We start from the raw sequence: 25023 nt of genomic DNA, 5'->3' as shown, positions 1-25023 counted from the left end.
GCAAAATAAAAATGAAAAATTCGATCCAGCATATCCAGGCGTTTCTCGCCGTTGCCCGTACGGGCAGCTTTACCAAGGCGGCCAATGAGCTGCACTTGTCGCCCTCGGCGCTGACCGTGCAGGTGCAGCAACTGGAAGAGTGGCTAGGGGTTGCCCTGCTCGACCGCAGCCCGCGCCACGTCAGCATCACCGCCGCCGGCCTGGATGCACGCGGGCCGATGGAGAAGCTGTTGTTGGACCTGGACAACATCGTCACCGGCTCCCGTGACCTCGCAGCCTTGCGCCGAGGCGTGGTGACCATCGCCGCCCTGCCCTCCGTGTGCGCCGGCGCATTGCCGCCTGCCCTGCGGCTGTTTCGCGAACGTTTTGCCGGGATCGAGGTGCGCTTGCATGACTTGGTTGCTCACCGCATTCATGCACAAGTGCGTTCCGGCGAAGTGGATTTCGGTATTGGTGTGCGGGCGAGACTGAGCCATGGGTTGGCGTTTGTGCCGGTGCTGAATGATCGGTTGTGTGCGTTTGTGCCGCTGGATCATCCGCTGACTCGTTTTGAAAAGTTGAGCCTGGAGCAACTGGCCGAGCAGCCGATCATCCTCACCGGCCGCGACAGCAGCGTGCGGGAACAGGTGGACGCGTTGTTCGACGAGACGCGCCTGACGATGGTCGCGGGGATGGAGGCCAACTACATGTCGACCGTGCTGGCGTTGGTGAGGCAAGGCTTGGGGATCAGTGTGTTGCCGGAATCGGCGGCGGACAGTCTGGAAGGGTTGAAGCGGATTACGATTGATCATCCGGGGGTGAACCGGGAGATCGGGTTGATCAGTCGCAGTGGGCAGCCGTTGAGCCCGGCGGCAGAAAGGTGCTTCGAACTCTGTAGGAGCGAGCTTGCTCGCGAAGAACGTTAACGATAACGCGGGGCACCTGATACCCCGCGGTATTCTTGCGTTTTTCGCGAGCAAGCTCGCTCCTACAGTGGAAGACCGGTGATCAGCCCAGCATCGGCACATGCTTTGGATGGCTGGCCACGCGCTTCAACCAGGCTTGCACACCTGGATAGGCGCCAAGGTCAAAACCACCCTCATCCGCCACATGGGTGTAGGCATACAGCGCCACATCGGCAATCGAGAACTGGTCGCCCACCAGATACGGCGTCAACTGCAACTGGCGCTCCATCACCTTCAGGGCTTTATAACCGCCCTTGTGCAGCTTCTTGTATTCCTCCAGCCGATCTTCCGGCAGCCCGAGGTAAAACTGGATAAACCGCGCCACCGCGATGTACGGCTCGTGGCTGTACTGCTCGAAAAACTGCCACTGCAGCACTTGGGTGCGCAGGCGCGGTTCGGTCGGCAAGAACTCACTGCCGTCGGCGAGGAAGTTGAGGATCGCATTGGATTCCCACAGGCAGGTGCCGTCTTCGAGCTCCAGCACCGGGATCTTGCCGTTGGGGTTCTTGGCCAGGAACTCGGCGGTCTGGGTGTCGCCCTTCAGGATGTCGACATCGATCCACTCGTAGTCGATGCCCAACAGGCTGAGCATGAGTTTGACCTTGTAGCAGTTGCCCGATTTGTAATCGCCGTAAACCTTGTACATGGAGGCTCCCCTATGCCGCTTGCGCGTGCTGTGCTTGACGGACCACCGCAGCGAGACGCTTGAGACCTTCGTCCAAACGCGCCGGGTCGATATGGCTGAAATTGAGCCGCAGGTGACCGTGATGGTTATCCGGCTCGGAAAAGAACGGCTCACCGGGCATGAACGCGATGTCCTGGTCGAGCGCAGGTGCCAACAAGGTGCGGGTATCGAGCGGCTGTTTCAAGGTCAGCCAGAAGAATAATCCGCCCTGGGGTATTTGCCAGTCGGCCAGGTCGCTGAAATGCCGCTGCAGTGCAGCCTGGAATGCGTCGCGGCGGCCTCGATAGAAACCGCGCAGCTCCACCAGGTGGTGCTGGTATTGCTCGGTGCCGATCCACTGCATCGCCTGCCACTGGCCAACGCGGTTGGTGTGCAGGTCCGCCGACTGCTTGAGCTTGAGCAGGTGCGGGAACAGATCGGGACTGGCGATCAGGTAGCCGACCCGCAGGCCGGGCAACAGGGTCTTGGATACGGTGCCGGTGTAGATCCAGCTGGCCTTTTTCAGCCGGCTGACGATGGGTTGCGCGCTGCCGCCGTCGAAGGTCAGTTCGCGGTAGGGCTCGTCTTCGATCAGGGTCACGCCGAACTCGTCCAACAGCGCGGCGACGGCCTCGCGTTTGGCCTCGCTGTAGCGCACCGCCGACGGGTTCTGGAACGTCGGGATCAAGTAGACGAAGGACGGACGCTGCTGCTCAAGGCTGCTGCGCAGCGCCTTCAGGTCCGGACCGTCCGCTTCAAGCTGCACGGTCAGGCACTCGGCGCCGAACAGCTGGAATATCTGCAACGCCGCGAGATAGGTCGGGCCTTCCAGCAGGATTTTGGTGCCCTTGTCGATATACAACTTGGCCGCCAAATCCAGGGTTTGCTGGGAGCCGCTGACCACCATGACCTGGCTGGCCTGGCACGGAATACCCAGCCCCCGCGCCTCGGCCGCCAGCAACTCACGCAACTGCGGCTCGCCGTCGCTCATACCGTACTGGCCGATGTTCAGCGGCATGTCGGTCCAATCCAGCTTGGGCAGCATCACTTCGGCCGGCAGGCCACCGGCGAAGGACATCACCTGCGGTTTTTGCGCCGCCGCGAGGATTTCACGGATCAAGGAGCTTTTAAGGCGCGAAACACGTTCTGAAAAGGCCATAAGGGTCACCGGTAGCGAAGCCTGAGGGAAATACGTCAAACTGATTGACCGAAATTACGACGACTTGGGCAGATACGTCAATATGCTTGACCTTAAAAACCAGACCAGCCAACAAACCGCCATGGAAGCCTTCTTCTTCGGCTACCAGGCGTTCACCGCCAAGGCCGATGAAATGCTCGAGCGTCGCGGCCTGAGCCGAGTGCATCAGCGCATCGTGTTTTTTATCGCGCGCTACCCGGCCTTGAGCGTCAAGGAATTGCTGGAATTGCTCGGGGTGAGCAAACAGGCGTTGAACATGCCGCTGCGCCAATTGCAGGAAATGCACTTGGTAAACAGCGTGGCGTCCGAGACCGACAAGCGTAAGCGCCTGCTGGAGTTGACCGACGAAGGTCAGCGTTTCGAACAATCCTTGCGACGCGAGCAAGTGAAGCTGCTGCAACGGGCGTTTGCCGAGGCTGGCGAGACGGCAGTCGAGGGCTGGCTGGCAGTGAACAAGGCACTCGGTGGCCAATCCTGAATTGCCTTTCATCCTTTTCGCACACAAAATAGAAAACATTATTTGCTTTATTTGTATACAAAAGCATAATTCGCTTCGTGCGAGTTCCTGACCTACTGGTCAACAAAACCCGCTGGTACCTCAAAGCGCTGCTGCCCACTCATGTGTCCGGCGCTGGAAATAACAATAAAACTCTTGAGGAGTACTTGCTGTGGAAAGCCGCAAATCCGAAGCCCCTACGCTCGACCTCTCGCCAACCCCGCTCTCCCCCACGAAGCATGGTTGGCTGGAACGCCTGTTCAAACTCCGCTTGCATGGCACCACAGTGAAGACCGAGCTGATCGCTGGCCTCACGACCTTTATCACCATGGCCTACATCATCTTCGTCAACCCCAACATCATGGCCGACGCCGGCATCGATCACGGCGCGGCGTTTGTCGCCACCTGCATCGCCGCCGCGCTGGGTTGCCTGTTGATGGGCCTGTACGCCAACTGGCCAGTAGGCCTGGCGCCGGGCATGGGCCTGAACGCGTTTTTCACCTACACCGTGGTCGGGACCATGGGCTACAACTGGGAAACGGCACTGGGTGCGGTATTTATCTCCGGTGTGTTGTTCATGATCCTGACGCTCTCACGCATTCGCGAGTGGCTGCTCAACAGCATTCCGGTGAGCCTGCGCCATGCAATGGGCGCCGGCGTCGGATTGTTTCTCGGGGTGATCGGCCTGAAAACCGCCGGCATCATCGTGCAAAGCCCGGCCACCCTGATCAAGCTCGGCTCCCTGCATGAACCCGCCCCATTGCTGGCGGCCATCTGCTTCCTGTTGATTGCGGTCCTCAGCTACCACCGGGTATTCGGCGCGATCCTGATCAGCATCATCGCCGTGACCCTCGCCGGTTGGGGCCTGGGCCTGGTGGAGTACCACGGCATCCTGGCCACCCCGCCAAGCCTGGCGCCGACCTGGATGGCCATGGACGTGATGGGCGTGTTCAACGTCAGCATGATCAGCGTGGTGTTCGCCTTCCTGTTTGTGCACATGTTCGACACCGCCGGCACCCTGATGGGCGTGGCCCAGCGTGCAGGCCTGGTAAATGCCGACGGCAAGATCGAAAACCTCTCCCGCGCCCTGAAAGCCGACAGTGCTTCCAGCGTGTTCGGCGCCATGGTCGGCGTGCCGCCAGTGACCAGTTACGTGGAAAGCGCCGCCGGGGTTGCCGCTGGTGGCCGCACCGGGCTGACGGCGGTTACGGTTGGCGTGTTGTTTATCGCCGCGATGTTTTTTGCTCCGCTGGCTGGCATGATTCCGGCCTATGCCACCGCAGGCGCGTTGATTTATGTGGCGATGCTGATGATGAGCGGCATGGCCCATATCAATTGGGACGACGCTACTGACAGCATTCCGGCGATCGTCACGGCGATCATGATGCCGCTGACCTTTTCCGTCGCCGATGGCATCGCATTGGGTTTTATCACCTACGTGGCGCTGAAGGCCGGCACCGGTAAGCACAAGGAAATTTCCATCAGCCTGTGGGTGCTTTGCGCGATCTTCATCGCCAAGTTCGCGTTCCTGTAGGCCAACCTGCTTGACCCTGCCTCACCCCGTCGGGTGGGGCTTTTGTACGAATGGAGGAATGCAATGAGTCTGGAAACCTGGCTGCTGTTCAGCGGCGCTGCGCTGGTGGTGATCCTGATCCCCGGCCCCCTGTCCTTGCTGATGATCAGCAACAGCCTGAACTACGGCCTGCGCCGTTCGTACCCGGCGTTTCTCGGCGGGGTGATTGCTTCGATCTGCCTGCTGAGCGCCTCGGCGCTGGGTTTGGGGGCGTTGTTGTTGGCCTCGGAACAGCTGTTCAGCGCCCTGAAGATCGTCGGCGCGCTGTACCTGTTCTACCTCGCCTGGCAGAGCTGGCAGCAATCGCGGCAACCGTCCCACGCTGCCGACGTACCGCAAGTGGCCGCCACCCCGCGTTTTCGTGCGCTGTTTGGCCGGGCCTTTGTGCTGGGCGCCAGCAACCCGAAAGACATCCTGTTTTTCGCCGCCTTCCTGCCGCAGTTTCTCAGTGCCCAGCAGGCCTTTTTACCGCAGTTGCTGATCATGATCGCCACCTGGACCGTGCTCGACCTGCTCTGCAAACTGGCCTACGGCCTGGGCGCCCATGGTGCTGCGCGCTACCTGCGCAGCGGCAAGGGCCAGAGCTGGTTCAACCGGATCAGCGCGGGCTTGTTCACAGGCGCCGGCGCTGCATCGCTACTGAGCCACTGAAGATCCAGCCCCGATCGCACTGGCAATCGGGGCTGCCTCATCGTGCAATCAGCAGGCGAAAAAAAGCCCGCAGTGTGAGCGGGCGAAAACCAACGAAGAGCTTTGGGGGTATGAAGCGCGGTGACGACTCAGCTACCGCGATAGGTGGAGTAGCTGTAAGGCGAAATCAGCAAAGGCACGTGGTAGTGATCCTGTTCGGCACTGATGCCGAAGCGCAGCACTACCACATCGAGAAACGCGGGTTCGGGCAGCTGCACACCGCGGGCGCGGTAGTAATCACCGGCGCTGAACTGCAACTGATAGACACCGCTGCGGTAGTCATCGCCCTGCAGCAGAGGTGCATCGCAGCGGCCGTCGTTGTTGGTCAGGGTGCTGGCCACCAGCTCAAGCTGTGTGCCCTCGACACGGTACAACTCAACCTTGATCGCGCTGCCGGGGCAGCCATGCGCGGCGTCCAATACGTGTGTGGTCAAACGTCCCATAGCGTCTGCGCGCCTCCCGAAGTCAGTAAGTGAAAGACCGCACCTTTTCAGGTCACTGAAAAAGCCGGCGATGGCTGATTAAGACACTTTTCAAAAAAATTGTACACAATAAATTCAACAAGCCCGCGTTCCGTTGCTGACGCCGATACTGTAGGAGCGAGCTTGCTCGCGAAGATCTTCAACGATAACGCAGCGCTTCAGGGTTACCGAGGCGTTCTCAGGTTTTTCGCGAGCAAGCTCGCTCCTACAGTGAAGGAGGTTTTTTTCAATTTAGCTGACCACTCAGGCAGGTTTCTTGCAGTGCTATTCTGCAAAGACCCTGCGGAAAAAATGCAGAAATACAGGCTTACAAAGTGCGCACTAAGTTGTATACAATCAGTCATCGTTGTGACGCCACCCAGTCTTTCCGCTGCCCGGCCGCCACACACACCGCTACCACGAACAAGAAGGAAGACTGCAGTGAGCGCTGACTACCCACGCGACCTGATCGGTTACGGCAGTAACCCTCCTCACCCACACTGGCCAGGCAAGGCCCGTATCGCCCTGTCGTTCGTACTCAACTACGAAGAAGGTGGTGAGCGCAACATCTTGCACGGCGACAAAGAGTCGGAAGCCTTCCTGTCCGAAATGGTCTCGGCGCAACCGCTGCAAGGCGAGCGCAACATGAGCATGGAATCGCTGTACGAATACGGCAGCCGGGCCGGCGTGTGGCGCATCCTCAAGTTGTTTAAAGAATTCGATATCCCGCTGACTATCTTCGCCGTGGCCATGGCCGCCCAGCGCCACCCGGACGTGATCCGCGCGATGGTCGCCGCCGGCCACGAGATCTGCAGCCACGGCTACCGCTGGATCGACTACCAATACATGGACGAGGCCCAGGAGCGCGAGCACATGCTCGAAGCGATCCGCATCCTCACCGAACTCACCGGTGAACGCCCACTGGGCTGGTACACCGGGCGCACCGGTCCCAACACCCGGCGGCTGGTGATGGAGGAAGGCGGTTTCCTCTACGACTGTGACACCTACGACGATGACCTGCCCTACTGGGAACCCAACAACCCGACCGGCAAGCCGCACCTGGTGATCCCCTACACCCTGGACACCAACGACATGCGCTTCACCCAGGTCCAGGGTTTCAACAAGGGCGACGACTTTTTCGAATACCTGAAAGACGCGTTCGATGTGCTGTATGCCGAAGGCGCGGAAGCACCGAAGATGCTCTCCATCGGCTTGCACTGCCGCCTGATTGGCCGCCCGGCGCGCCTGGCCGCCCTCAAGCGTTTTATCGAATACGCCAAGGGCCATGATCAGGTGTGGTTTACCCGCCGCGTCGACATCGCCCGTCACTGGCATGACGTACACCCTTTCCAGGGAGCCGCCAAATGACAGCGTTCCAGACCTTGAAACCCTCGACCCTGAGCCGCAACGAATTCGTCGCAGCCTTCGCCGACATCTACGAACATTCGCCATGGGTGGCCGAAAAGGCCTTCGACCTGAGCCAGGACCCATCGATCGACGAGATCGAAACCCTGCACCAGCGCATGAGCGACATCCTGTTGAGCGCCGATCACGCAAGCCAACTGGCCCTGATCAACGCTCACCCGGACCTGGCGGGCAAAGCGGCCGTCCAGGGCCAGTTGACCGAAGCCAGCACTAATGAACAGGCTGGCGCCGGTATTCACCAATGCACGGCCGAAGAGTTTTCTCGCTTCACCGAGCTGAACGACGCCTACAAGGCCAAGTTCAAGTTTCCCTTCATCATGGCGGTAAAAGGCAGCAACCGGCATCAGATCCTCGCCGCGTTTGAAACGCGCATTCACCACTCGGTGGAAGCCGAGTTCAAATGCGCGCTGGCCGAGATCAATAAAATCGCGTTGTTCCGATTACTGACCCTTTAGCAGACCTGGCCCGAGCGATTCATGAACGCCCAGGGCCTGGCGAGCATCCCAAGCCACTTACTTTAAGGCAGACAAGAAGAATGAAAGCTTACGCCGTACCTTTCGAGAAGTTCGTCAACCTGGCCGACGCCCGCCTGGGCACCAAGATCATCTCTGTCACCGATGACTGGTTCGCCGACGCCAACCGCCTGTTCCAGCCGACCCCGGCCGTGTGGAAGGAGGGCGTTTTCGATGACAACGGCAAGTGGATGGACGGCTGGGAGTCGCGCCGCAAGCGCTTCGAAGGCTACGACAGCGCGGTGATCCGCCTGGGCGTACCGGGTTCGATCAAAGGCGTGGACATCGACACTTCATTCTTCACCGGCAACTTCCCGCCATCGGCGTCCCTGGAGGCCTGCTTCCTGGCGTCCGGCGAGCCGGATGACAACACCCAATGGGTTGAAGTGCTGTCGGCGGTGGAGCTGCAAGGCAACAGCCATCACTTCCACGAGATCAACAACGACCAGGCCTTCAGCCACCTGCGTTTCAACATCTACCCGGATGGTGGCGTGGCCCGTCTGCGTGTGTACGGCATTCCGTTCCGCGACTGGTCGGCGGTGGGCGACAACGAACAGGTGGACCTGGCTGCTGCATTGAACGGCGGCCGCGCACTGGCCTGCTCCGATGAACACTTCGGGCGCATGAGCAACATCCTCAACCCGGGCCGTGGCATCAACATGGGCGACGGCTGGGAAACCGCACGTCGTCGTACGCCGGGCAATGACTGGGTCATCGTCGCACTGGGCCACCCGGGCGAGATCGAGAAGATCGTGGTCGACACCCTGCACTTCAAGGGCAACTACCCGGACACCTGCTCGATCCAGGGCGCATTCGTGAAGGGCGGCACCGACAGCCAGATCGAAACCCAGTCGCTGTTCTGGCGCGAACTGCTGCCGGCGCAGAAACTGGAAATGCACGCTGAACACACGTTTGCCGAGCAGATCAAGGCACTGGGCCCGATCACCCACATTCGTCTGAATGTATTCCCGGATGGTGGTGTGAGCCGCCTGCGGGTTCTCGGTAAGGTCTCGAAGTAACACCCGATCGTTCCCACGCTCTGCGTGGGAATGCATACCGTGACGCTCTGCGTCACAAGAGCGGACGCAGAGCGTCCAGGGCGGCGTTCCCACGCAGAGCGTGGGAACGATCCATACACAAGATTAAGAAGACAGCCATGCGCACACTGATGATCGAACCCCTGACCAAAGAAGCCTTCGCCCCTTTCGGAGACGTTATCGAAACCGATGGCAGCGATCACTTCATGATCAACAACGGGTCGACCATGCGCTTTCATAAACTGGCGACGGTGCAAACCGCCACGCCAGAAGATAACGCGATCATCAGCATCTTCCGCGCCGACGCGCAGGACATGCCGCTGACCGTGTGCATGCTGGAACGACACCCGCTGGGCAGCCAGGCTTTCATCCCGCTGCTCGGCAATCCCTTTCTGATCGTGGTCGCGCCACTTGGCGATGAACCTGTATCGGGCTTGGTCCGCGCCTTCGTTACCAACGGCAGGCAGGGCATTAATTACCATCGCGGCGTCTGGCACCACCCGGTGCTGACGATCGAAAAGCGGGATGACTTCCTGGTGGTTGATCGCAGTGGCACAGGCAATAACTGCGATGAGCATTTTTTTAAAGAGGATGAGCGGTTGATCCTCGCCCCCCACCAATAAGAGAAGGTCTGATCACTCGACGACAGAGTGACAGGCGAGAGGTAAAGACTGTGGAAGCACATTTGATGGAATGGCTGAACCTGAGCGTGCGCTGGGTTCACATGATCACTGGCGTCGCCTGGATCGGCGCTTCGTTCTACTTCGTCTGGCTGGAAAACAACCTCAACCGCGTCAACCCCAAGGACGGCCTCGCCGGTGACTTGTGGGCGATCCACGGTGGCGGTATCTACCACCTGGAAAAATACAAACTGGCCCCGCCGACCATGCCGGACAACCTGCACTGGTTCAAATGGGAAGCCTACTTCACCTGGATGTCCGGCATCGCGCTGCTGTGCGTGGTGTTCTACGCCAACCCGACCTTGTACCTGCTGGCCCCGGGCAGCAGCCTCAGCGGTCCGGAAGGTGTGTTGCTGGGCCTCGGCTCGCTGCTGGCCGGCTGGTTCATTTACTCCTTTCTCTGCGACTCGGCACTGGGCAAGCGCCCTGCCCTGCTCGGCCTGATCCTGTTCGTACTGTTGATTGCCGCTGCGTACGGCTTCAGCAAAGTGTTCAGCGGCCGTGGTGCGTACCTGCACGTGGGCGCCGTGATCGGCACCATCATGGTGGGCAACGTGTTCCGCATCATCATGCCGGCCCAGCGTGCGCTGGTGGCGGCCATCGCCGAAAACCGCACACCCGACCCGGCACTGCCGGCCAAGGGTTTGCTGCGTTCGCGTCATAACAACTACTTCACCTTGCCGGTGCTGTTCATCATGATCAGCAACCACTTCCCGAGCACCTACGGCAGCCAATACAACTGGCTGATCCTCGCAGGTATCGCGGTGGCGGCGGTGTTGGTGCGTCACTACTTCAACACCCGTCACAACAGCCAGAAATATGCCTGGACCTTGCCGGTGGGCGCACTGGCGATGATTTGCCTGGCCTACGTGACCGGCCCAAAACCGGTGGCGACTGCACCGGAAGTGGCCAAGGCACCAGCGGCCATCGAGTACCAGCCACTGCCAGAAACGGCGCTGGGTGGCGGGCTTAAACCGGCTGCTCCAGCGGCACCTGCACCGGCACCTGCCGAAGCAGCACCGGCCCAGGCCTCGATTGATTTTGACAAGGTCCACGGGGTGATCCAGGAGCGCTGCGCGGTGTGCCATTCGGCCAAGCCGACAAGCCCGCTTTTCAGCACCGCACCGGCCGGGGTGATGTTTGACACGCCGCAGCAGATCCAGCAAATGGCCCCGCGCATCCAGGCACAGGCCGTGGCCAGCCAGATCATGCCCCTGGGCAATATCACCCAGATGACCCAGCAGGAACGGGACTTGATTGGCACCTGGATCACTCAGGGGGCGCGTACCAATTAAGTCGGGATGAGATCCCATGTGGCGAGGGAGCTTGCTCCCGCTGGAGTGCGCAGCGCTCCCATTCTTTTGGGGCCGCTTCGCAGCCCAGCGGGAGCAAGCTCCCTCGCCACAGCAAGCTCCCTCGCCACAACAAGCGCTTTTGCCACACAGATTGCTGAAACAACAAAAATAAAAAAGATCCGAGGTGTTGCATGTCCCAGCTAGAACCGCAGACTCTTGCCGCGCCCGCCATGGTGCGGCTGCCCCTCTTGCAACTGATTCTGGTAGGCCTGCAACACGTCTTGCTGATGTACGGCGGCGCCGTCGCCGTGCCTTTGATCATCGGCCAGGCCGCAGGCTTGAGCCGTGAAGAAATCGCCTTCCTGATCAACGCCGACCTGCTGGTGGCGGGCATCGCAACCATGGTTCAGTCATTCGGCATCGGCCCGGTGGGCATTCGCATGCCGGTGATGATGGGCGCCAGTTTCGCCGCAGTCGGCAGCATGGTCGCCATGGCGGGCATGCCCGGCATCGGCCTGCAAGGGATCTTCGGCGCGACCATCGCCGCCGGCTTTTTCGGCATGCTGATCGCGCCGTTCATGTCCAGGGTCGTGCGCTTCTTTCCACCGCTGGTGACCGGTACCGTGATCACCGCCATTGGTCTTTCGCTGTTTCCCGTCGCGGTCAATTGGGCCGGCGGTGGTGCGGCGGCGTCCACGTTCGGCTCACCGATTTACCTGGCGATTGCCGCGCTGGTGCTGGCCACCATCCTGCTGATCAACCGTTTCATGCGCGGCTTCTGGGTGAATATCTCGGTGTTGATCGGCATGGCCCTCGGCTATGGGTTGTGCGGGATGATCGGCATGGTCGACCTCAGCGGCCTGGCCCAGGCACCGTGGGTGCAAGTGGTGACGCCGCTGCATTTCGGCATGCCGAAGTTCGAGTTGGCGCCGATTCTGTCGATGTGCCTGGTGGTGGTGATTATCTTCGTCGAGTCCACCGGGATGTTCCTCGCCCTGGGCAAGATCACCGGCCAGGAAGTCACGCCGAAGATGCTGCGTCGTGGCCTGTTGTGTGATGCCGGCGCGTCGTTTTTTGCCGGCTTCTTCAACACTTTTACCCACTCCTCGTTCGCGCAAAACATCGGCCTGGTGCAGATGACCGGTGTGCGCTGCCGTTCGGTAACGATCATGGCCGGGGCGTTTCTGATTGTGCTGAGCCTGCTGCCCAAGGCCGCGTACTTGGTAGCGTCGATTCCGCCCGCAGTGCTGGGCGGCGCGGCGATTGCCATGTTCGGCATGGTGGCGGCCACCGGGATCAAGATCCTCCAGGAAGCCGACATCGCCGACCGCCGTAACCAGTTGCTGGTGGCGGTGAGTATCGGCATGGGTTTGATCCCGGTCGTACGTCCCGAGTTCTTTGCACAGTTGCCGCTGTGGATGAGCCCGATCACTCACAGCGGTATCGCCATGGCCACCCTCAGCGCGCTGTCGCTGAACCTCTTGTTCAACATTCTGGGCGGCGCCGAACGCGCGGCCGCAAGCGCTCACGCACACCCACATTGATTCCTGCGTCACAACAAAAACAATAACGATCAGGGAATACACCATGCACGCCATTCACCCGGGGCCGGCCACGCGCCGTGCCCCATTCTCGCCCCGCGCGCGCTGTAACGGCGCACTTGAGCACCGGCCTCGGAGTCAGTATTCTCGGCGCCCGCTCAAATCGACTCAAAAAAAAACAGCGAATGTAAAAGCTGACTGCAAGGCCAACTTATCCGGGCCCCAAGTCCGCAGCCAATGTGTGCAAAAACTCTCCGAATTCGACTGTGTTCATCACAGCCGACGGGGATTTTTTGGCTTTTTAAACACCTTGGCGCAGCTCTTGCTAAAAGCATTAAAGCTGACCGAACAGACGATTTTTGCGGCAAGCAAAAAGACGCCACACCAGAGCGTCCGCTTAGAAAAAAAACCAGAAACCTTTACCTCGGGAGCAACCGAATGAAACGTACTGTGAACAGCCTGATGCTGGCGGGATCCCTGCTGGCCGGGGGCCAGGCCATGGCCGGTGATCTGCTGCAGTGGCAGAACAACAGCCTGACTTATCTGTGGGGCAAGAACTTCACCGTTAACCCGCAGATCCAGCAAACCGTGACCTTCGAACACGCCGATGCGTGGAAGTACGGCGACAACTTCTTCTTCCTCGACCGCATCTTTTACAACGGCAAGGAAGACGGCAATGTCGGCCCAAGTACTTACTACGGCGAGTTCAGCCCACGCTTGTCGTTCGGCAAGATCTTCGACAAAGACTTGTCGTTCGGCCCGATCAAGGACGTGTTGCTGGCGTTCACTTACGAGTTCGGCGAAGGCGACAACGAGTCGTACTTGCTCGGCCCGGGCTTCGACCTGGCAATCCCTGGCTTCGACTACTTCCAGCTGAACTTCTACCAGCGCCAGACCGAAGGCAATCGCCCGGGTGATGGTGTGTGGCAGATCACACCGGTGTGGTCGTACACAATCCCGGTGGGCAACTCCAATGTGCTGATCGACGGCTTTATGGACTGGGTCGTGGATAACGACAAGAACGCCCGTGGCACTTACCACGCCAACCTGCACTTCAACCCACAGATCAAATATGACCTGGGCAAGGCGCTGCATTGGGGCGATAAGCAGCTGTATGTCGGTATCGAATACGACTACTGGAAGAACAAGTACGGGATCCAGGACAGCGGCGCGTTCGAGACCAATCAGGACACGGCGAGTTTGTTGGTGAAGTACCACTTCTGATGTTTCTCCTGTAGGAGCGAGCTTGCTCGCGAAGACCGCAAGAACACCGCGCCTATTCTGAATAAACGCGCCGCTCTCAGGTTCTTCGCGAGCAAGCTCGCTCCTACAGGGAATCAGGTCAGGCCTAGAAACCGCTTTAGCTCTTCGCGCTTGGCCAGCGCATCCCGCCTTCCCAGTTCGATCAATTCGCTGCAATACCCCGCCTCGAACAGCAGGTAACTGAGCACGCCCGCCCCGCTCGTTTTGGTCGCCCCCGGCCCACGCAGAAACAGGCGCAATGCCGCCGGCAATTCCTGACGATGACGCGCCGCGATTTCGTCGATTGGCTGGCTGGGTGCGATCACCAGCACCTCTACCGGCGCCAAACCCTGTATCGCCGCATCGGCAGGCAATACATGACTGAACTGGTTCAGGCGCTCAAGCAATTCGATATCGCTTTCCAGGCTGTCGATGAACGTGCTGTTGAGCATGTGCCCACCGATCTGCGCCAAGGTCGGTTCCTGGCCGGTGAAGGTCCGTGCCGGGTTCGAAGGGTCGTTGCCGCGCGGGTTGCCACTGACGCCCACTACCAGCACCCGGCTGGCTCCCAGGTGCAGCGCGGGACTGATCGGTGCCGATTGCCGTACTGCACCGTCGCCAAAATATTCCTGATCGAGTTTGACCGGCGCAAACAGCAACGGAATCGCCGAGCTGGCCAGCAGGTGTTCAACGGTCAGTTGGGTGGGAATGCCGATACGCCGATGGCGCAGCCAGGCGTCGATGGTGCCGCCGCCCTGATAAAAGGTCACGGCTTGCCCGGACTCGTATCCGAAAGCGGTGACGGCCACCGCATGCAGGTGTTTGTGGCGGATCGCCTCGTTGATACCTTCCAGGTGCAGCTTGTCACGCAACAGATCCCGCAGCGGCGAACTGTTGAGCAGCGCCACTGGCACCTGCGCACCAACCCCCAGCAAGCTGTGGATAAGGAAACGACTGGCCTGGCTGATCACTCCGGGCCAGTCACTGCGCAGCACCAGGTGGCTGCGAAAGCCTTGCCAGAAGGCGGTCAGGCGCTGGATGGCGGCGGTAAAGTCCATGGCGCCACTGGCCAGGCTCACCGCATTGATCGCCCCGGCCGAGGTGCCGACAATCACCGGAAACGGATTGGCGGCCCCCGGCGGCAACAGCTCGGCAATCGCCGCCAATACCCCCACCTGATAGGCGGCCCGCGCCCCGCCGCCGGAAAGAATCAAGCCTGTGACCGGTTCAGCTGGGCGCATTGCATCACTCCAGGGTGCTTGGGGACTTCAGATCAACGACGGCGTTTTTCGTACAGCTTAGGCTCACCCGGTGGCCGGCTCTTGAAGCGGCGGTGGGTCCACAGGTATTGCTCGGGGCATTCGCGCACGGAAGCCTCGACCCACTGGTTGATGCGCAGGCAATCGATCTCGTCGGATTCACCCGGGAAGTCGGTCAGCGGCGGATGGATCACCAGGCGATAACCGCTGCCGTCGGCCAGGCGCTCCTGGGTGAACGGCACTACCAGCGCCTTGCCCAGGCGTGCGAACTTGCTGGTGGCAGTGACGGTAGCAGCCTGAATACCGAACAGCGGCACAAAGATACTTTGCTTGGCGCCGTAGTCCTGGTCCGGTGCGTACCAGATTGCACGGCCGGCCCGCAGCAGCTTGAGCATGCCGCGCACGTCTTCACGCTCTACGGCCAGGGAATCAAGGTTGTGCCGCTCGCGGCCACGGCGCTGGACGAAATCGAACAATGGGTTGCCATGTTCGCGGTACATGCCGTCGATGGTGTGCTTCTGCCCGAGCAAGGCGGCGCCGATTTCCAGGGTGGTGAAATGCAGGGCCATGAGGATCACGCCCTTGCCTTCCAACTGCGCCTGCTTGAGGTGCTCCAGCCCTTCGACATGGGCCAGGCGCGCGAGGCGCGGCTGGGTCCACCACCAGCTCATGGCCATCTCGAAAAAAGCGATGCCGGTGGAGGCAAAGTTTTCCTTGAGCAAATGTTTACGTTCTTTGGCGGATTTTTCCGGGAAGCACAGTTCCAGGTTTCGCGCGGCAATGCGTCGACGTTCACCGGCCACCCGGTACATTCCCGCACCCAAGACACGGCCAATCCCCAGTAAAGCCCGGTACGGCAACTGCACAACCAGCCACAGCAAACCGAGCCCCAGCCATAGCAGCCAGAAACGCGGGTGAAAAAATACAGCTCGAAAACGCGGGCGATCCATTAAAGATTCCGGTAAAGACAACGGCCGCGCATTCTACAACGGTTCGACCCGGCTTGCGGCTAGCGGATGTTCTCGTTATAAGTCTCGACACTTTTCGTGACAAGCCGCTTTGCCGACCATGAGCCAAACCGAACCGCTAGACCAAGATCCCGTGTTCCAGTTGAAAGGCAGCATGCTCGCCATTACCGTGCTGGAACTGGCCCGCAATGACCTTGACGCCCTGGACCGCCAGCTCGCCGCCAAGGTCGCCCTGGCGCCGAACTTCTTCAACAATGCGCCGCTGGTACTGGCCCTGGACAAACTCCCGGCCGGCCAGGGCGCTGTCGACCTGCCCGGGTTGATGCGTGTGTGCCGCCAGCATGGCCTGCGCACCCTGGCGATTCGTGCCAGCCGCATCGAAGACATTGCCGCGGCGATCGCTATTGAACTGCCAGTACTGCCGCCGTCGGGTGCTCGCGAGCGTCCGCTCGACCCGTTGGTCGGCGAAGAGAAGAAAAAACCCGAGAAACCGCCGGAGCCGACGGTCAAGCCGACAAAGATCATCACCTCTCCCGTCCGGGGCGGGCAGCAGATTTACGCCCAGGGTGGCGACCTTGTGGTCATCGCCCCGGTAAGCCCGGGGGCGGAACTTCTTGCCGACGGAAACATCCATGTATACGGCCCCATGCGCGGTCGTGCACTGGCCGGCATAAAGGGTGACACCAAGGCCCGTATTTTTTGCCAGCAGTTGACCGCTGAGCTAGTGTCCATCGCAGGCCAGTACAAGGTTTCGGAAGATTTGCGCCGCGATCCGCTGTGGGGGGCCGGGGTACAAGTCAGCCTGTCGGGCGATGTGTTGAACATCATCCGTCTTTAACGGATACTGCCGCATTTTCCAAGCATCTCTAGACTCTGATAGCACAGCGAAACCGGCAATACTTGTGTAGGAATAATTGAAAGCTGGCGTTTCCCCTACGGAAACCACATCTTTTTCCTACAAAGGCTGTCCGCCTGCAGCGAGTATCAAGAGATGTTTTTCAGGGACTGAACGTCCTTTTTCCTTAGGGGTGAAACACCTTGGCCAAGATTCTCGTGGTTACATCCGGCAAGGGTGGTGTGGGTAAGACCACCACCAGCGCCGCTATCGGTACCGGCCTCGCTCTGCGCGGCCACAAGACAGTCATCGTCGACTTCGACGTCGGCTTGCGTAACCTCGACCTGATCATGGGATGCGAACGCCGCGTGGTGTACGACTTCGTCAACGTGGTCAACGGCGAAGCCAACCTGCAACAGGCCCTGATCAAGGACAAGCGCCTTGAGAACCTTTACGTGCTGGCCGCCAGCCAGACCCGCGACAAAGATGCGTTGACCAAGGAAGGCGTAGGCAAAGTCCTCGCCGAACTGAAGGAAACCTTCGAATACGTAGTGTGCGACTCCCCGGCGGGTATCGAAACCGGCGCTCACCTGGCGATGTACTTCGCCGACGAAGCCATCGTCGTGACCAACCCGGAAGTGTCGTCGGTACGTGACTCGGACCGCATGCTCGGCCTGCTGGCCAGCAAGTCCCAGCGCGCCGAGAAAGGTGAAGACCCGATCAAGGAACACCTGCTGCTGACCCGCTACAACCCTGAGCGCGTCAGCAACGGCGAAATGCTCGGTGTTGAAGACGTCAAGGAAATCCTCGCCGTGACCCTGCTGGGTGTGATCCCGGAATCCCAGGCCGTCCTGAAGGCATCCAACCAAGGTGTGCCGGTGATTCTTGACGACCAGAGCGACGCCGGCCAGGCGTACAGCGATGCAGTTGATCGCTTGCTGGGCAAGACCGTGGAACATCGCTTCCTCGATGTTAAGAAGAAGGGATTCTTCGAGCGTATCTTTGGAGGCAACTAAACAATGAAATTTCTCGACTTCTTTCGCGCCAACAAAAAGCCAAGTACCGCGTCGGTAGCGAAAGAGCGTCTACAGATCATCGTGGCGCACGAACGCGGCCAACGCAGCACCCCGGATTACCTGCCAGCCTTGCAGAAGGAACTGGTGGAGGTGATCCGCAAGTACGTCAATATCGGTAACGATGACGTGCATGTCGCCCTGGAAAATGACGGCAGCTGCTCGATTCTGGAACTCAATATCACCCTGCCTGATCGTTGATCGAAAAGGCGGTCTCCACGGCGGCTCGGTTACTGGGCTTCTGTAGCAGCGAGCTTGCTCGCGAAGGACGTTAACGATAACGCGCTCATCCTGAATGAGCGTGTTGTTCTTGAGTCTTTCGCGAGCAAGCTCGCTCCTACAGGAACTTCGGCAACCCAGCCGCCGTTGGCGTTTGTTACGAGGCTGTTTTAATGCCGTTGTCCAATGTCCACATCCTTCATCAGGACGCTGCTGTCCTGGTGGTGAACAAGCCTACCCTGCTGCTCTCGGTGCCCGGTCGCGCCGACGACAACAAGGACTGCCTGATCACCCGCCTGCAGGAAAACGGCTACCCCGAAGCCCGCATCGTCCATCGCCTGGACTGGGAAACGTCGGGCATCATCCTGCTGGCCCGCGACGCCGACACCCACCGTGAACTGTCGCGCCAGTTTCATGACCGGGAAACCGAAAAAGCCTACACCGCACTCTGCTGGGGCCAACCGGAACTGGACAGCGGCAGCATCGACTTGCCATTGCGCTACGACCCGCCGACCAAGCCACGGCATGTGGTGGATCACGAGTTCGGCAAGAACGCGCTGACCTTCTGGAAAGTCCTGGAACGATGCGGCGACTGGTGCCGGGTTGAGCTGACGCCGATCACCGGCCGTTCACATCAACTGCGTGTGCACATGCTGTCCATCGGGCATCCGTTGTTGGGCGATGGTTTGTACGCCCATGAGCAGGCCTTGGCGGCCTGGCCGCGCCTGTGCCTGCATGCCAGCATGTTGAGCTTCACCCATCCCCAGAGCGGCGAGCGCCTGCGCTTCGAGTGCCCCGCGCCGTTTTAACCTGTAAACGCAATTAAAATGTGGGAGCGGGCTTGCTCGCGAATGCGGTGTGTCAGTCGCTGAATGAGCTAACTGGTCCACCGCATTCGCGAGCAAGCCCGCTCCCACATTTGTTCTGTGCACTTATCCCGTCGGACGGTAAACTCGCGCCATTGCTGTCTGGAGCTACTTATGCGCGAAGAGTTGAACCAAGGCCTGATCGACTTCCTCAAGGCCTCCCCTACCCCATTCCATGCCACCGCCGCCCTTGCACAGCGCCTGGAAGCAGCCGGTTTCCAGCGTCTCGACGAGCGCGAGACCTGGGCCACCGAGGCCAACGGTCGCTACTACGTCACCCGCAACGACTCCTCGATCATCGCCTTCAAACTCGGCCGCCACTCGCCCCTGCAAGGCGGTATTCGCCTGGTCGGTGCCCACACCGACAGCCCGTGCCTGCGGGTCAAGCCACAGCCTGAACTGCAACGCCAGGGCTTCTGGCAACTGGGTGTGGAAGTGTACGGCGGCGCGCTGCTGGCGCCTTGGTTCGACCGCGATCTGTCCCTGGCCGGCCGCGTGACCTTCCGCCGTGACGGCAAGGTAGAAAGCCAGTTGATCGACTTCAAGCTGCCCATCGCGATCATCCCCAACCTGGCCATTCACCTGAACCGAGAAGCCAACCAGGGTTGGGCGATCAATGCCCAGACCGAACTGCCGCCGATCCTTGCGCAGTTCGCCGGTGACGAGCGCGTGGACTTCCGCGCAGTGCTGACCGAGCAACTGGCTCGTGAACACGGTTTGAACGCCGACGTGGTGCTCGACTATGAGCTGAGCTTCTACGACACCCAGAGCGCCGCGGTGATTGGCCTCAACGGCGACTTTATCGCCGGCGCCCGCCTCGACAACCTGCTGTCGTGCTACGCCGGCCTGCAAGCCCTGCTCACCGCCGAAACCGACGAAACCTGCGTGCTGGTGTGCAACGACCACGAAGAAGTCGGCTCGTGCTCCGCCTGCGGTGCCGACGGCCCGATGCTGGAGCAGACCCTGCGCCGCCTGCTGCCAGAAGGTGATGAATTCGTACGCACTATCCAGAAGTCGCTGCTGGTGTCTGCCGACAACGCCCACGGCGTGCACCCCAACTACGCCGAGAAGCACGACGCCAACCACGGCCCGAAACTCAATGCCGGCCCGGTCATCAAGGTCAACAGCAACCAGCGCTACGCCACCAACAGCGAAACCGCCGGGTTCTTCCGCCACCTGTGCATGGCCGAAGAAGTGCCGGTGCAGAGCTTTGTGGTTCGCAGCGACATGGGTTGCGGCTCGACCATCGGCCCGATCACCGCCAGCCACCTGGGCGTGCGCACCGTGGATATCGGCTTGCCAACGTTTGCCATGCACTCGATTCGCGAGCTGTGCGGCAGCCACGACCTGGCGCACCTGGTGAAGGTGTTGAGTGCGTTTTACGCGAGTCGTGATTTGCCTTGATTGCAGGATGAACACAAATCAAATGTGGGAGCGGGCTTGCTCGCGAATGCAGTGGATCAGTTAGCTCATTCGGCGACTGACACACCGCATTCGCGAGCAAGCCCGCTCCCACATTTTGATGTTCATTGTTTGATAGATCGGGCTCAGTTCAAGACTTCACTCAACGGAATGAAGTTGACCCGATCACCGATCTCCAGCGTCGTCCCTTCCAGCACCTCTACCAAACCTTCAGCCCACGCCGCACTGCGCAGCACACCCGAGCTCTGGTTGCGGTAGATGATCGCCTTGCCCTGCTCCAGCCGCCCGCGCAGATACTCACGGCGATTCCCCGGCTTGGCCCAGACAAACCCCACCGGCACCTCTATGCGCAACGGCTGCACGTCTTCCACGCCCTGGCGGCGCAACAGGTAAGGCCGTGCCAGCAAGGCAAAGGTCACCAGGGTCGATGCCGGATTGCCCGGCAAACCGATCACCGGTACACCACGGAAATGCCCGAACGTCAGCGGCTTGCCCGGCTTGATCGCCAGCTTCCACAGCGCCAGCTCGCCCTCTTCCCGCAGTGCAATCCCGAGAAAATCCGCCTCGCCCACCGACACACCGCCGGTGGACAGAATCAGGTCCACCGAGCCCAGCGCGCCCAGGCGTTCGCGGGTTTGTTCCAGGTCATCCGGCAGGATCCCGGCGTCCACCACTTCGCAGCCCAGGCGCTCCAGCCAGCTGCACAGCACCCGGCGATTACTGTTGTAGATCTGCCCGGGCCCCAGCGGCAGGCCCGGTTCAATCAACTCGTCGCCGGTGGACAGCACGGCCACGCGGGCGCGTCGCACCACCTCCAGCCGATCACGACCCAGCGAAGCCGCCAGGCCCAACTCGATCGGGCCAAGACGTGTGCCGGCGGGCAATACCAGTTCGCCGACCGTGGTTTCCTGGCCTTGGGGACGGATGTTTTGATCCACCTGCAACGCTTCGGTGAAGCTCACCCGCTGATCGGGGTGGACCACGGCGTTTTCCTGCATCTCAACGCAGTCCGCGCCTTCCGGTACCGGGGCACCGGTGAAGATTCGCGCACAGGTGCCGGCGGCCAAAGGCTCCGGTGCCGTGCCTGCGAAAATGCGCTGGCTGACCACCAATGGCTCGCCGGTCCAGTCCGCCAGGCGCAGGGCGTAACCGTCCATGGCGCTGTTGGGCCAGGGCGGCAAGTCCAGGGTCGAGATCAACGCCTGCGCCAACACCCGCCCGTCACACTCCGCCAACGGCAACGTTTCCTGCTCACGAATCGGCGCAGCCTCGGCCATCGCCAGCAGTTGTTCGAGGGCGTCTTCTACCGGCATCAACGCACCGGTCTTGCCCGGCTTACCCACGGGATTCACAGGGCTCGGCCTGCTTCAAATGCGCGACGAAGTTGCACGGGCGGTGACGGTTATCCAGTTGCTCGGCGAGAATCCCGTCCCAACCGGTGCGCACCGCGTTGGTGGAGCCCGGCAGGCAGCACACCAGGGTGCCATTGGCCAGGCCGGCCAGGGCGCGGGACTGCACGGTGGAAGTGCCGATATCGGCCACGGAGATTTGCCGGAACAGTTCGCCGAAACCATCCACCTGTTTATCCAGCAGGCAGCTCACCGCTTCCGGGGTGCTGTCGCGGCCGGTGAAGCCAGTGCCGCCGGTGATCAACACCACTTGCACCACGTCTTCGGCAATCCAGTGCGCCACTTGCGCACGGATTTTGTACAGATCATCTTTAAGCAGAACCCGCTCGGCCAGCAGGTGGCCGGCGGCGGTCAGGCGGTCGACGAAGACCTGGCCCGAGGTGTCGGTTTCCAGGGTGCGGGTGTCACTGACCGTCAATACAGCAATATTCAGGGGTACAAAGGGCGCATCAGCCTTGGCTTTCATGGCTCGGTCCGGTTGTCGAAGGAACAGCCCGATGTTATATCACAGCCCCCCGTTTCACTGCCCGCAGGAGCCGTCATGCCAAGCCATTCTTCCCCTCTGCCCTGCTCCGTGCTGTTGCTGGCCGGCGGCCGTGGCCAGCGCATGGGCGGCCTCGACAAGGGCCTGCTCGACTGGCACGGCCAGCCGTTGATTGCGCACCTGCACCATCTGGTGCGGCCTTTGACCGACGACCTGATCATCTCCTGCAATCGCAACCAGCCGCAGTACACGGCCTACGCCGATCAATTGGTTGGCGATGACAGCCCGGATTTCCCCGGGCCACTGGCCGGCATCCGCGCAGGACTGGCGGTGGCGCAGCATGGGCATCTGCTGGTATTGCCGTGCGATGTGCCGCAGATCGACGCGCGATTGCTCGCCGGCCTGCGCAGCACGGCGCAGCAACATCCGTTGTTGCCGGTGATGGTGCGCCACGGCGATTTCTGGGAGCCATTGCTCTGCGTCATACCGACGCGGCTGCGCGAGCGGTTCGATGAGGCCTGGGCCGCCGGCGAGCGCAGCCCGCGCCGGATCATGCAGGCGCTGGGGGCCCTGGCCCTGGATTGCCCCGCCGACGACCCACGCCTGGCCAACCTCAATACACCGGAGTTGTTGCACCGCCCGCCCAGCGTGTCAGAATGAACGTCGAACAAGGAACTTTGCCGACGTTGCACACGTCACAAGGTCAGTACTCAACAAAGCATTCTCTCGGAGACAAACTCATGACTCAACGGACCATCGCCGCTCTCATGCTTGCACTGGGCCTCGCTACCCTTGCCGGTTGCGCCTCGCCTACAGTGATCACCCTGAATGACGGTCGCGAAATCCAGGCCGTCGACACTCCAAGTTTCGACAAAGCCACCGGCTTCTATGAATTTCAACAGCTGGATGGTAAGCAAACCCGGATCAACAAGGATCAGGTTCGCACTGTTAAAGACCTGTAAGTCTTAACGCCAGATACGAAAAAGCCCGCGTAATGCGGGCTTTTTCGTATCTGGGGTTTACCAGTCCAGGCTGATCTCGCTGCGAAAGTTTCGCTCCAGACCGGTGACCGGGTCGATGAAACGCACGCCTTGGGCCAGCAGCTTGAGTGGGTTGGCGTAGTCGTCCTGCGCATCCTTGATGACGTCAGGGTAGAACGGATCGTTGCAGATACTCGCGCCCAACGCCGTCATGTGCACCCGCAACTGATGTTTCTTGCCGGTCACCGGAAACAGCCCATAGCGCCACAGGTCGCCATTCTTTTCCCGCACCTCTACGGCTGTCTCGGTATTGCTCGCCCCTTCGCCTTCCTGCATGCGAAAGAACGGCTCACCATCCACCAGCCGGCTTTTGTGCACCAGCGGAAAGACCAACCCAGGTAATGCCGGAGCAATGGCTTCGTAGAACTTGTCGATCTTGCGCGTGGGAAACAGCTGTTGATACGCCGAGCGCGTCTGCGGGTTTGCCGAAAACAGCACCAGCCCCGCGGTATGCCGATCGATGCGATGCAGCGGCACCAGGGCCGGGTTGTCCAGGCGACGGATCAAACGCCGCAACAGGGTCTGCTCGACGTATTCACCGGCAGGCGTGACCGGCAGGAAGTGCGGCTTGTCGGCCACCACCAGGTGTTCATCGGCGTAGAGGATGGTCTCCTGCACCGGGATCACTTTCTCGTTCGGCACTTCGCGAAAGTAGTAGATGCACAGGCCTTCGCGGTAGGCGAGATCCAGACTGATGGGAGCGCCATTGATGTCCAGCACCCGCCCCCTGGCGACGCGATCCAGCCATTGTTCGCGACTGATGGCCGGAAAGTGCTCACACAGGCAATCCAGCACGGTGGCCCAGGCGCCCGGCGGCAGGTACAAGGTGCTGGCTTGATGCTGGGCAGCGGAAAAAACGGACATGGGCAGGCTCAACGCATGGACATACAGGCGGGCATTATCCCGCATGCGGCCGGATCAGGCCCAGCACAGATTCAAGCCTTGGCCAATTCCGCGCGCAGCACTGGCGACGCACTGGCCGCCTCGGTGAATTCCTTGAGCCAGCGCAGCACATCCACCGCTTCCCAGCGGCCCGGATCGTAAAGCGCATACAGCAAGCCCTGATAGCCCACCACATCCAACTGCTTGTGATAACCGGCACGCTGGAACAGCGCCTCGATCTCGGCAAAGCAGGTATTGAAGTGCACTTTGTTAAAGGGCGTCTTGCCTTCCGTGACCAGGCCATCGAGGCGCAGCTCGTTCACCGCGTCGCGCACGACATCGGCAGACATGCGATTGACGCTGCTTTTCAGTTGTTCAACATTCACCACGGGCGTTCCCTCTTATTCAATCGCTGTACAAACATACAGTAACTGAATAATCGGGAACTCGCCATCGCCGAGTGCTAGAGGAGAAAGCTCACCACCTGCGCTTCATCGAACGGCCAGTTCAGCTCAGCGCCTGTGTCCACCCGGCGCAGCACCGGAATCCGCAGGCCGTAGGCTTCAGACAGGGACTCGGAATCGGCGATATCCACCAACTCCACCAGCAGGCCGTGTTCGACCAACGGCATGATTTCCGCTTCGGCAATCTCGCAAAGATGGCAGCCCAAGGTGCCGAACAACTGACATTCAGGAAGCATGGCAAAGGGTCCGAGAAGAATCAGGTGCCTATTCTAACAGCGTCGGGGCACTGCAAAAGCCTGACCCAGATCAGCATGGCGTATAACTGATTCAGCGACTCTCGCGAC

The 25023-nt window shown here is 60.6% G+C and carries 29 protein-coding genes; 19 read left to right on the top strand and 10 right to left on the bottom strand.

Going from position 1 to position 25023, the window contains the following annotated elements; all coding sequences use genetic code 11:
* Positions 1-11: 11 nt before the first annotated feature.
* Entirely contained in the window at positions 12-905 is an 894-nt protein-coding gene (locus NVB75_RS29670; protein ID WP_258344559.1) for a LysR family transcriptional regulator, read from the top strand.
* A gap of 82 nt (positions 906-987) precedes the next feature.
* On the opposite strand, the gene NVB75_RS29665 is transcribed toward NVB75_RS29670, so the two are convergent.
* The gene (locus NVB75_RS29665) at positions 988-1590 is read right to left on the bottom strand and encodes a glutathione S-transferase family protein (RefSeq protein WP_258344558.1); all 603 of its coding nucleotides are present in this window, start codon (positions 1588-1590) and stop codon (positions 988-990) included.
* Between the two features lie 10 nt (positions 1591-1600).
* Positions 1601-2767: a PLP-dependent aminotransferase family protein gene (locus tag NVB75_RS29660; RefSeq protein ID WP_258344557.1), complete on the bottom strand. Its 1167-nt coding sequence runs from the start codon at positions 2765-2767 to the stop codon at positions 1601-1603.
* An 82-nt stretch (positions 2768-2849) separates the two neighbouring features.
* Here NVB75_RS29660 and NVB75_RS29655 point away from each other — a divergent pair, with 82 nt between their 5' ends.
* The 3 genes from NVB75_RS29655 to NVB75_RS29645 all read left to right on the top strand — a co-directional run bounded on the left by NVB75_RS29655 (position 2850) and on the right by NVB75_RS29645 (position 5526).
* The gene (locus NVB75_RS29655; RefSeq protein WP_258344556.1) at positions 2850-3284 is read left to right on the top strand and encodes a MarR family winged helix-turn-helix transcriptional regulator; all 435 of its coding nucleotides are present in this window, start codon (positions 2850-2852) and stop codon (positions 3282-3284) included.
* Positions 3285-3549: 265 nt separating this feature from the next.
* Positions 3550-4836 (top strand): NCS2 family permease, encoded by a 1287-nt coding sequence (locus tag NVB75_RS29650; RefSeq protein ID WP_258348777.1) that lies wholly within the window; start codon positions 3550-3552, stop codon positions 4834-4836.
* Positions 4837-4899: 63 nt separating this feature from the next.
* On the top strand, positions 4900-5526 hold the full coding sequence (locus tag NVB75_RS29645) for a LysE family translocator (protein WP_258344555.1): 627 nt from the start codon (positions 4900-4902) through the stop codon (positions 5524-5526).
* Between the two features lie 128 nt (positions 5527-5654).
* On the opposite strand, the gene uraH is transcribed toward NVB75_RS29645, so the two are convergent.
* Positions 5655-6008, bottom strand: coding sequence for a hydroxyisourate hydrolase (uraH, locus tag NVB75_RS29640; protein WP_010176091.1), 354 nt, complete (start codon positions 6006-6008; stop codon positions 5655-5657).
* A gap of 459 nt (positions 6009-6467) precedes the next feature.
* Between uraH and puuE the strand changes: the two genes are divergently transcribed.
* The 8 genes from puuE (at position 6468) to NVB75_RS29600 (ending at position 13740) form a co-directional block, all read left to right on the top strand.
* Positions 6468-7394, top strand: coding sequence for an allantoinase PuuE (puuE, locus tag NVB75_RS29635; RefSeq protein WP_093200029.1), 927 nt, complete (start codon positions 6468-6470; stop codon positions 7392-7394).
* Positions 7391-7906 (top strand): 2-oxo-4-hydroxy-4-carboxy-5-ureidoimidazoline decarboxylase, encoded by a 516-nt coding sequence (gene uraD / locus NVB75_RS29630; RefSeq protein ID WP_258344554.1) that lies wholly within the window; start codon positions 7391-7393, stop codon positions 7904-7906. Before puuE ends, uraD begins: the two co-directional genes overlap by 4 nt.
* A gap of 80 nt (positions 7907-7986) precedes the next feature.
* Positions 7987-8982: an allantoicase gene (gene alc / locus NVB75_RS29625; protein WP_063032007.1), complete on the top strand. Its 996-nt coding sequence runs from the start codon at positions 7987-7989 to the stop codon at positions 8980-8982.
* A gap of 137 nt (positions 8983-9119) precedes the next feature.
* The gene (locus tag NVB75_RS29620; RefSeq protein WP_017479983.1) at positions 9120-9623 is read left to right on the top strand and encodes an ureidoglycolate lyase; all 504 of its coding nucleotides are present in this window, start codon (positions 9120-9122) and stop codon (positions 9621-9623) included.
* Positions 9624-9673: 50 nt separating this feature from the next.
* Positions 9674-10975, top strand: a complete 1302-nt coding sequence (locus NVB75_RS29615) for a urate hydroxylase PuuD (RefSeq protein WP_008432185.1) — start codon at positions 9674-9676, stop codon at positions 10973-10975.
* 191 nt (positions 10976-11166) lie between these two features.
* Positions 11167-12519: a nucleobase:cation symporter-2 family protein gene (locus tag NVB75_RS29610; RefSeq protein WP_258344553.1), complete on the top strand. Its 1353-nt coding sequence runs from the start codon at positions 11167-11169 to the stop codon at positions 12517-12519.
* 43 nt (positions 12520-12562) lie between these two features.
* Positions 12563-12958 (top strand): hypothetical protein, encoded by a 396-nt coding sequence (locus NVB75_RS29605; protein WP_258344552.1) that lies wholly within the window; start codon positions 12563-12565, stop codon positions 12956-12958.
* Positions 12955-13740 carry an outer membrane protein OmpK gene (locus NVB75_RS29600; RefSeq protein ID WP_258344551.1) on the top strand — a complete coding sequence of 262 codons (786 nt, stop codon included), beginning with the start codon at positions 12955-12957 and terminating at the stop codon, positions 13738-13740. Before NVB75_RS29605 ends, NVB75_RS29600 begins: the two co-directional genes overlap by 4 nt.
* 113 nt (positions 13741-13853) lie before the next feature.
* Here the strand turns inward: NVB75_RS29600 and NVB75_RS29595 are convergent, their stop codons facing one another.
* Entirely contained in the window at positions 13854-14999 is a 1146-nt protein-coding gene (locus NVB75_RS29595; protein ID WP_258344550.1) for a patatin-like phospholipase family protein, read from the bottom strand.
* 32 nt (positions 15000-15031) lie between these two features.
* Positions 15032-15967, bottom strand: a complete 936-nt coding sequence (locus NVB75_RS29590) for a lipid A biosynthesis lauroyl acyltransferase (protein WP_258344549.1) — start codon at positions 15965-15967, stop codon at positions 15032-15034.
* Positions 15968-16085: 118 nt separating this feature from the next.
* Between NVB75_RS29590 and minC the strand changes: the two genes are divergently transcribed.
* The 5 genes from minC (at position 16086) to NVB75_RS29565 (ending at position 20382) form a co-directional block, all read left to right on the top strand.
* Positions 16086-16823 (top strand): septum site-determining protein MinC, encoded by a 738-nt coding sequence (gene minC / locus NVB75_RS29585; protein WP_017479977.1) that lies wholly within the window; start codon positions 16086-16088, stop codon positions 16821-16823.
* A gap of 200 nt (positions 16824-17023) precedes the next feature.
* Positions 17024-17836: a septum site-determining protein MinD gene (gene minD, locus NVB75_RS29580; RefSeq protein WP_003209098.1), complete on the top strand. Its 813-nt coding sequence runs from the start codon at positions 17024-17026 to the stop codon at positions 17834-17836.
* A 3-nt stretch (positions 17837-17839) separates the two neighbouring features.
* A complete protein-coding gene (minE, locus tag NVB75_RS29575; protein ID WP_003175252.1) occupies positions 17840-18094 on the top strand; it encodes a cell division topological specificity factor MinE in 255 nt (84 codons plus the stop codon).
* Between the two features lie 191 nt (positions 18095-18285).
* On the top strand, positions 18286-18921 hold the full coding sequence (locus NVB75_RS29570) for an RluA family pseudouridine synthase (RefSeq protein WP_008432172.1): 636 nt from the start codon (positions 18286-18288) through the stop codon (positions 18919-18921).
* 171 nt (positions 18922-19092) lie between these two features.
* Entirely contained in the window at positions 19093-20382 is a 1290-nt protein-coding gene (locus NVB75_RS29565; RefSeq protein WP_087694780.1) for a M18 family aminopeptidase, read from the top strand.
* A gap of 143 nt (positions 20383-20525) precedes the next feature.
* Here the strand turns inward: NVB75_RS29565 and glp are convergent, their stop codons facing one another.
* The gene (gene glp, locus NVB75_RS29560) at positions 20526-21752 is read right to left on the bottom strand and encodes a gephyrin-like molybdotransferase Glp (protein ID WP_258344548.1); all 1227 of its coding nucleotides are present in this window, start codon (positions 21750-21752) and stop codon (positions 20526-20528) included.
* Entirely contained in the window at positions 21736-22275 is a 540-nt protein-coding gene (moaB, locus tag NVB75_RS29555; RefSeq protein ID WP_076017373.1) for a molybdenum cofactor biosynthesis protein B, read from the bottom strand. Before moaB ends, glp begins: the two co-directional genes overlap by 17 nt.
* Before the next feature lie 75 nt (positions 22276-22350).
* Between moaB and mobA the strand changes: the two genes are divergently transcribed.
* Both mobA and NVB75_RS29545 read left to right on the top strand, forming a co-directional pair.
* Complete coding sequence (gene mobA, locus NVB75_RS29550; RefSeq protein ID WP_258344547.1) at positions 22351-22953, top strand: molybdenum cofactor guanylyltransferase MobA; 603 nt, start codon at positions 22351-22353, stop codon at positions 22951-22953.
* Positions 22954-23033: 80 nt separating this feature from the next.
* On the top strand, positions 23034-23255 hold the full coding sequence (locus NVB75_RS29545) for a YgdI/YgdR family lipoprotein (protein ID WP_258344546.1): 222 nt from the start codon (positions 23034-23036) through the stop codon (positions 23253-23255).
* 57 nt (positions 23256-23312) lie between these two features.
* On the opposite strand, the gene NVB75_RS29540 is transcribed toward NVB75_RS29545, so the two are convergent.
* The 3 genes from NVB75_RS29540 to NVB75_RS29530 all read right to left on the bottom strand — a co-directional run bounded on the left by NVB75_RS29540 (position 23313) and on the right by NVB75_RS29530 (position 24915).
* Positions 23313-24203: a pseudouridine synthase gene (locus NVB75_RS29540; RefSeq protein ID WP_258348776.1), complete on the bottom strand. Its 891-nt coding sequence runs from the start codon at positions 24201-24203 to the stop codon at positions 23313-23315.
* A 65-nt stretch (positions 24204-24268) separates the two neighbouring features.
* Complete coding sequence (locus NVB75_RS29535; protein WP_003209087.1) at positions 24269-24604, bottom strand: hypothetical protein; 336 nt, start codon at positions 24602-24604, stop codon at positions 24269-24271.
* Between the two features lie 74 nt (positions 24605-24678).
* Complete coding sequence (locus NVB75_RS29530) at positions 24679-24915, bottom strand: glutaredoxin family protein (protein ID WP_258344545.1); 237 nt, start codon at positions 24913-24915, stop codon at positions 24679-24681.
* Positions 24916-25023 lie beyond the last annotated feature (108 nt).

The organism is Pseudomonas sp. CBS (genome assembly GCF_024734645.1).
Taxonomy (GTDB): Bacteria; Pseudomonadota; Gammaproteobacteria; order Pseudomonadales; family Pseudomonadaceae; genus Aquipseudomonas.
Note: the sequence above shows the minus strand (reverse complement) of the source record. Positions and strands in the feature narration are given on the sequence as shown.

Coding starts and splice junctions, on each gene's coding strand:
- NVB75_RS29670 (WP_258344559.1), top strand. CDS start 12: ATGAAAAATTCGATCCAGCATATCCAGGCGTTTCTCGCCGTTGCCCGT.
- NVB75_RS29665 (WP_258344558.1), bottom strand. CDS start 1,590: ATGTACAAGGTTTACGGCGATTACAAATCGGGCAACTGCTACAAGGTC.
- NVB75_RS29660 (WP_258344557.1), bottom strand. CDS start 2,767: ATGGCCTTTTCAGAACGTGTTTCGCGCCTTAAAAGCTCCTTGATCCGT.
- NVB75_RS29655 (WP_258344556.1), top strand. CDS start 2,850: ATGCTTGACCTTAAAAACCAGACCAGCCAACAAACCGCCATGGAAGCC.
- NVB75_RS29645 (WP_258344555.1), top strand. CDS start 4,900: ATGAGTCTGGAAACCTGGCTGCTGTTCAGCGGCGCTGCGCTGGTGGTG.
- uraH (WP_010176091.1), bottom strand. CDS start 6,008: ATGGGACGTTTGACCACACACGTATTGGACGCCGCGCATGGCTGCCCC.
- uraD (WP_258344554.1), top strand. CDS start 7,391: ATGACAGCGTTCCAGACCTTGAAACCCTCGACCCTGAGCCGCAACGAA.
- alc (WP_063032007.1), top strand. CDS start 7,987: ATGAAAGCTTACGCCGTACCTTTCGAGAAGTTCGTCAACCTGGCCGAC.
- NVB75_RS29620 (WP_017479983.1), top strand. CDS start 9,120: ATGCGCACACTGATGATCGAACCCCTGACCAAAGAAGCCTTCGCCCCT.
- NVB75_RS29610 (WP_258344553.1), top strand. CDS start 11,167: ATGTCCCAGCTAGAACCGCAGACTCTTGCCGCGCCCGCCATGGTGCGG.
- NVB75_RS29605 (WP_258344552.1), top strand. CDS start 12,563: ATGCACGCCATTCACCCGGGGCCGGCCACGCGCCGTGCCCCATTCTCG.
- NVB75_RS29600 (WP_258344551.1), top strand. CDS start 12,955: ATGAAACGTACTGTGAACAGCCTGATGCTGGCGGGATCCCTGCTGGCC.
- NVB75_RS29595 (WP_258344550.1), bottom strand. CDS start 14,999: ATGCGCCCAGCTGAACCGGTCACAGGCTTGATTCTTTCCGGCGGCGGG.
- NVB75_RS29590 (WP_258344549.1), bottom strand. CDS start 15,967: ATGGATCGCCCGCGTTTTCGAGCTGTATTTTTTCACCCGCGTTTCTGG.
- minC (WP_017479977.1), top strand. CDS start 16,086: ATGAGCCAAACCGAACCGCTAGACCAAGATCCCGTGTTCCAGTTGAAA.
- minE (WP_003175252.1), top strand. CDS start 17,840: ATGAAATTTCTCGACTTCTTTCGCGCCAACAAAAAGCCAAGTACCGCG.
- NVB75_RS29570 (WP_008432172.1), top strand. CDS start 18,286: ATGCCGTTGTCCAATGTCCACATCCTTCATCAGGACGCTGCTGTCCTG.
- NVB75_RS29565 (WP_087694780.1), top strand. CDS start 19,093: ATGCGCGAAGAGTTGAACCAAGGCCTGATCGACTTCCTCAAGGCCTCC.
- moaB (WP_076017373.1), bottom strand. CDS start 22,275: ATGAAAGCCAAGGCTGATGCGCCCTTTGTACCCCTGAATATTGCTGTA.
- mobA (WP_258344547.1), top strand. CDS start 22,351: ATGCCAAGCCATTCTTCCCCTCTGCCCTGCTCCGTGCTGTTGCTGGCC.
- NVB75_RS29545 (WP_258344546.1), top strand. CDS start 23,034: ATGACTCAACGGACCATCGCCGCTCTCATGCTTGCACTGGGCCTCGCT.
- NVB75_RS29530 (WP_258344545.1), bottom strand. CDS start 24,915: ATGCTTCCTGAATGTCAGTTGTTCGGCACCTTGGGCTGCCATCTTTGC.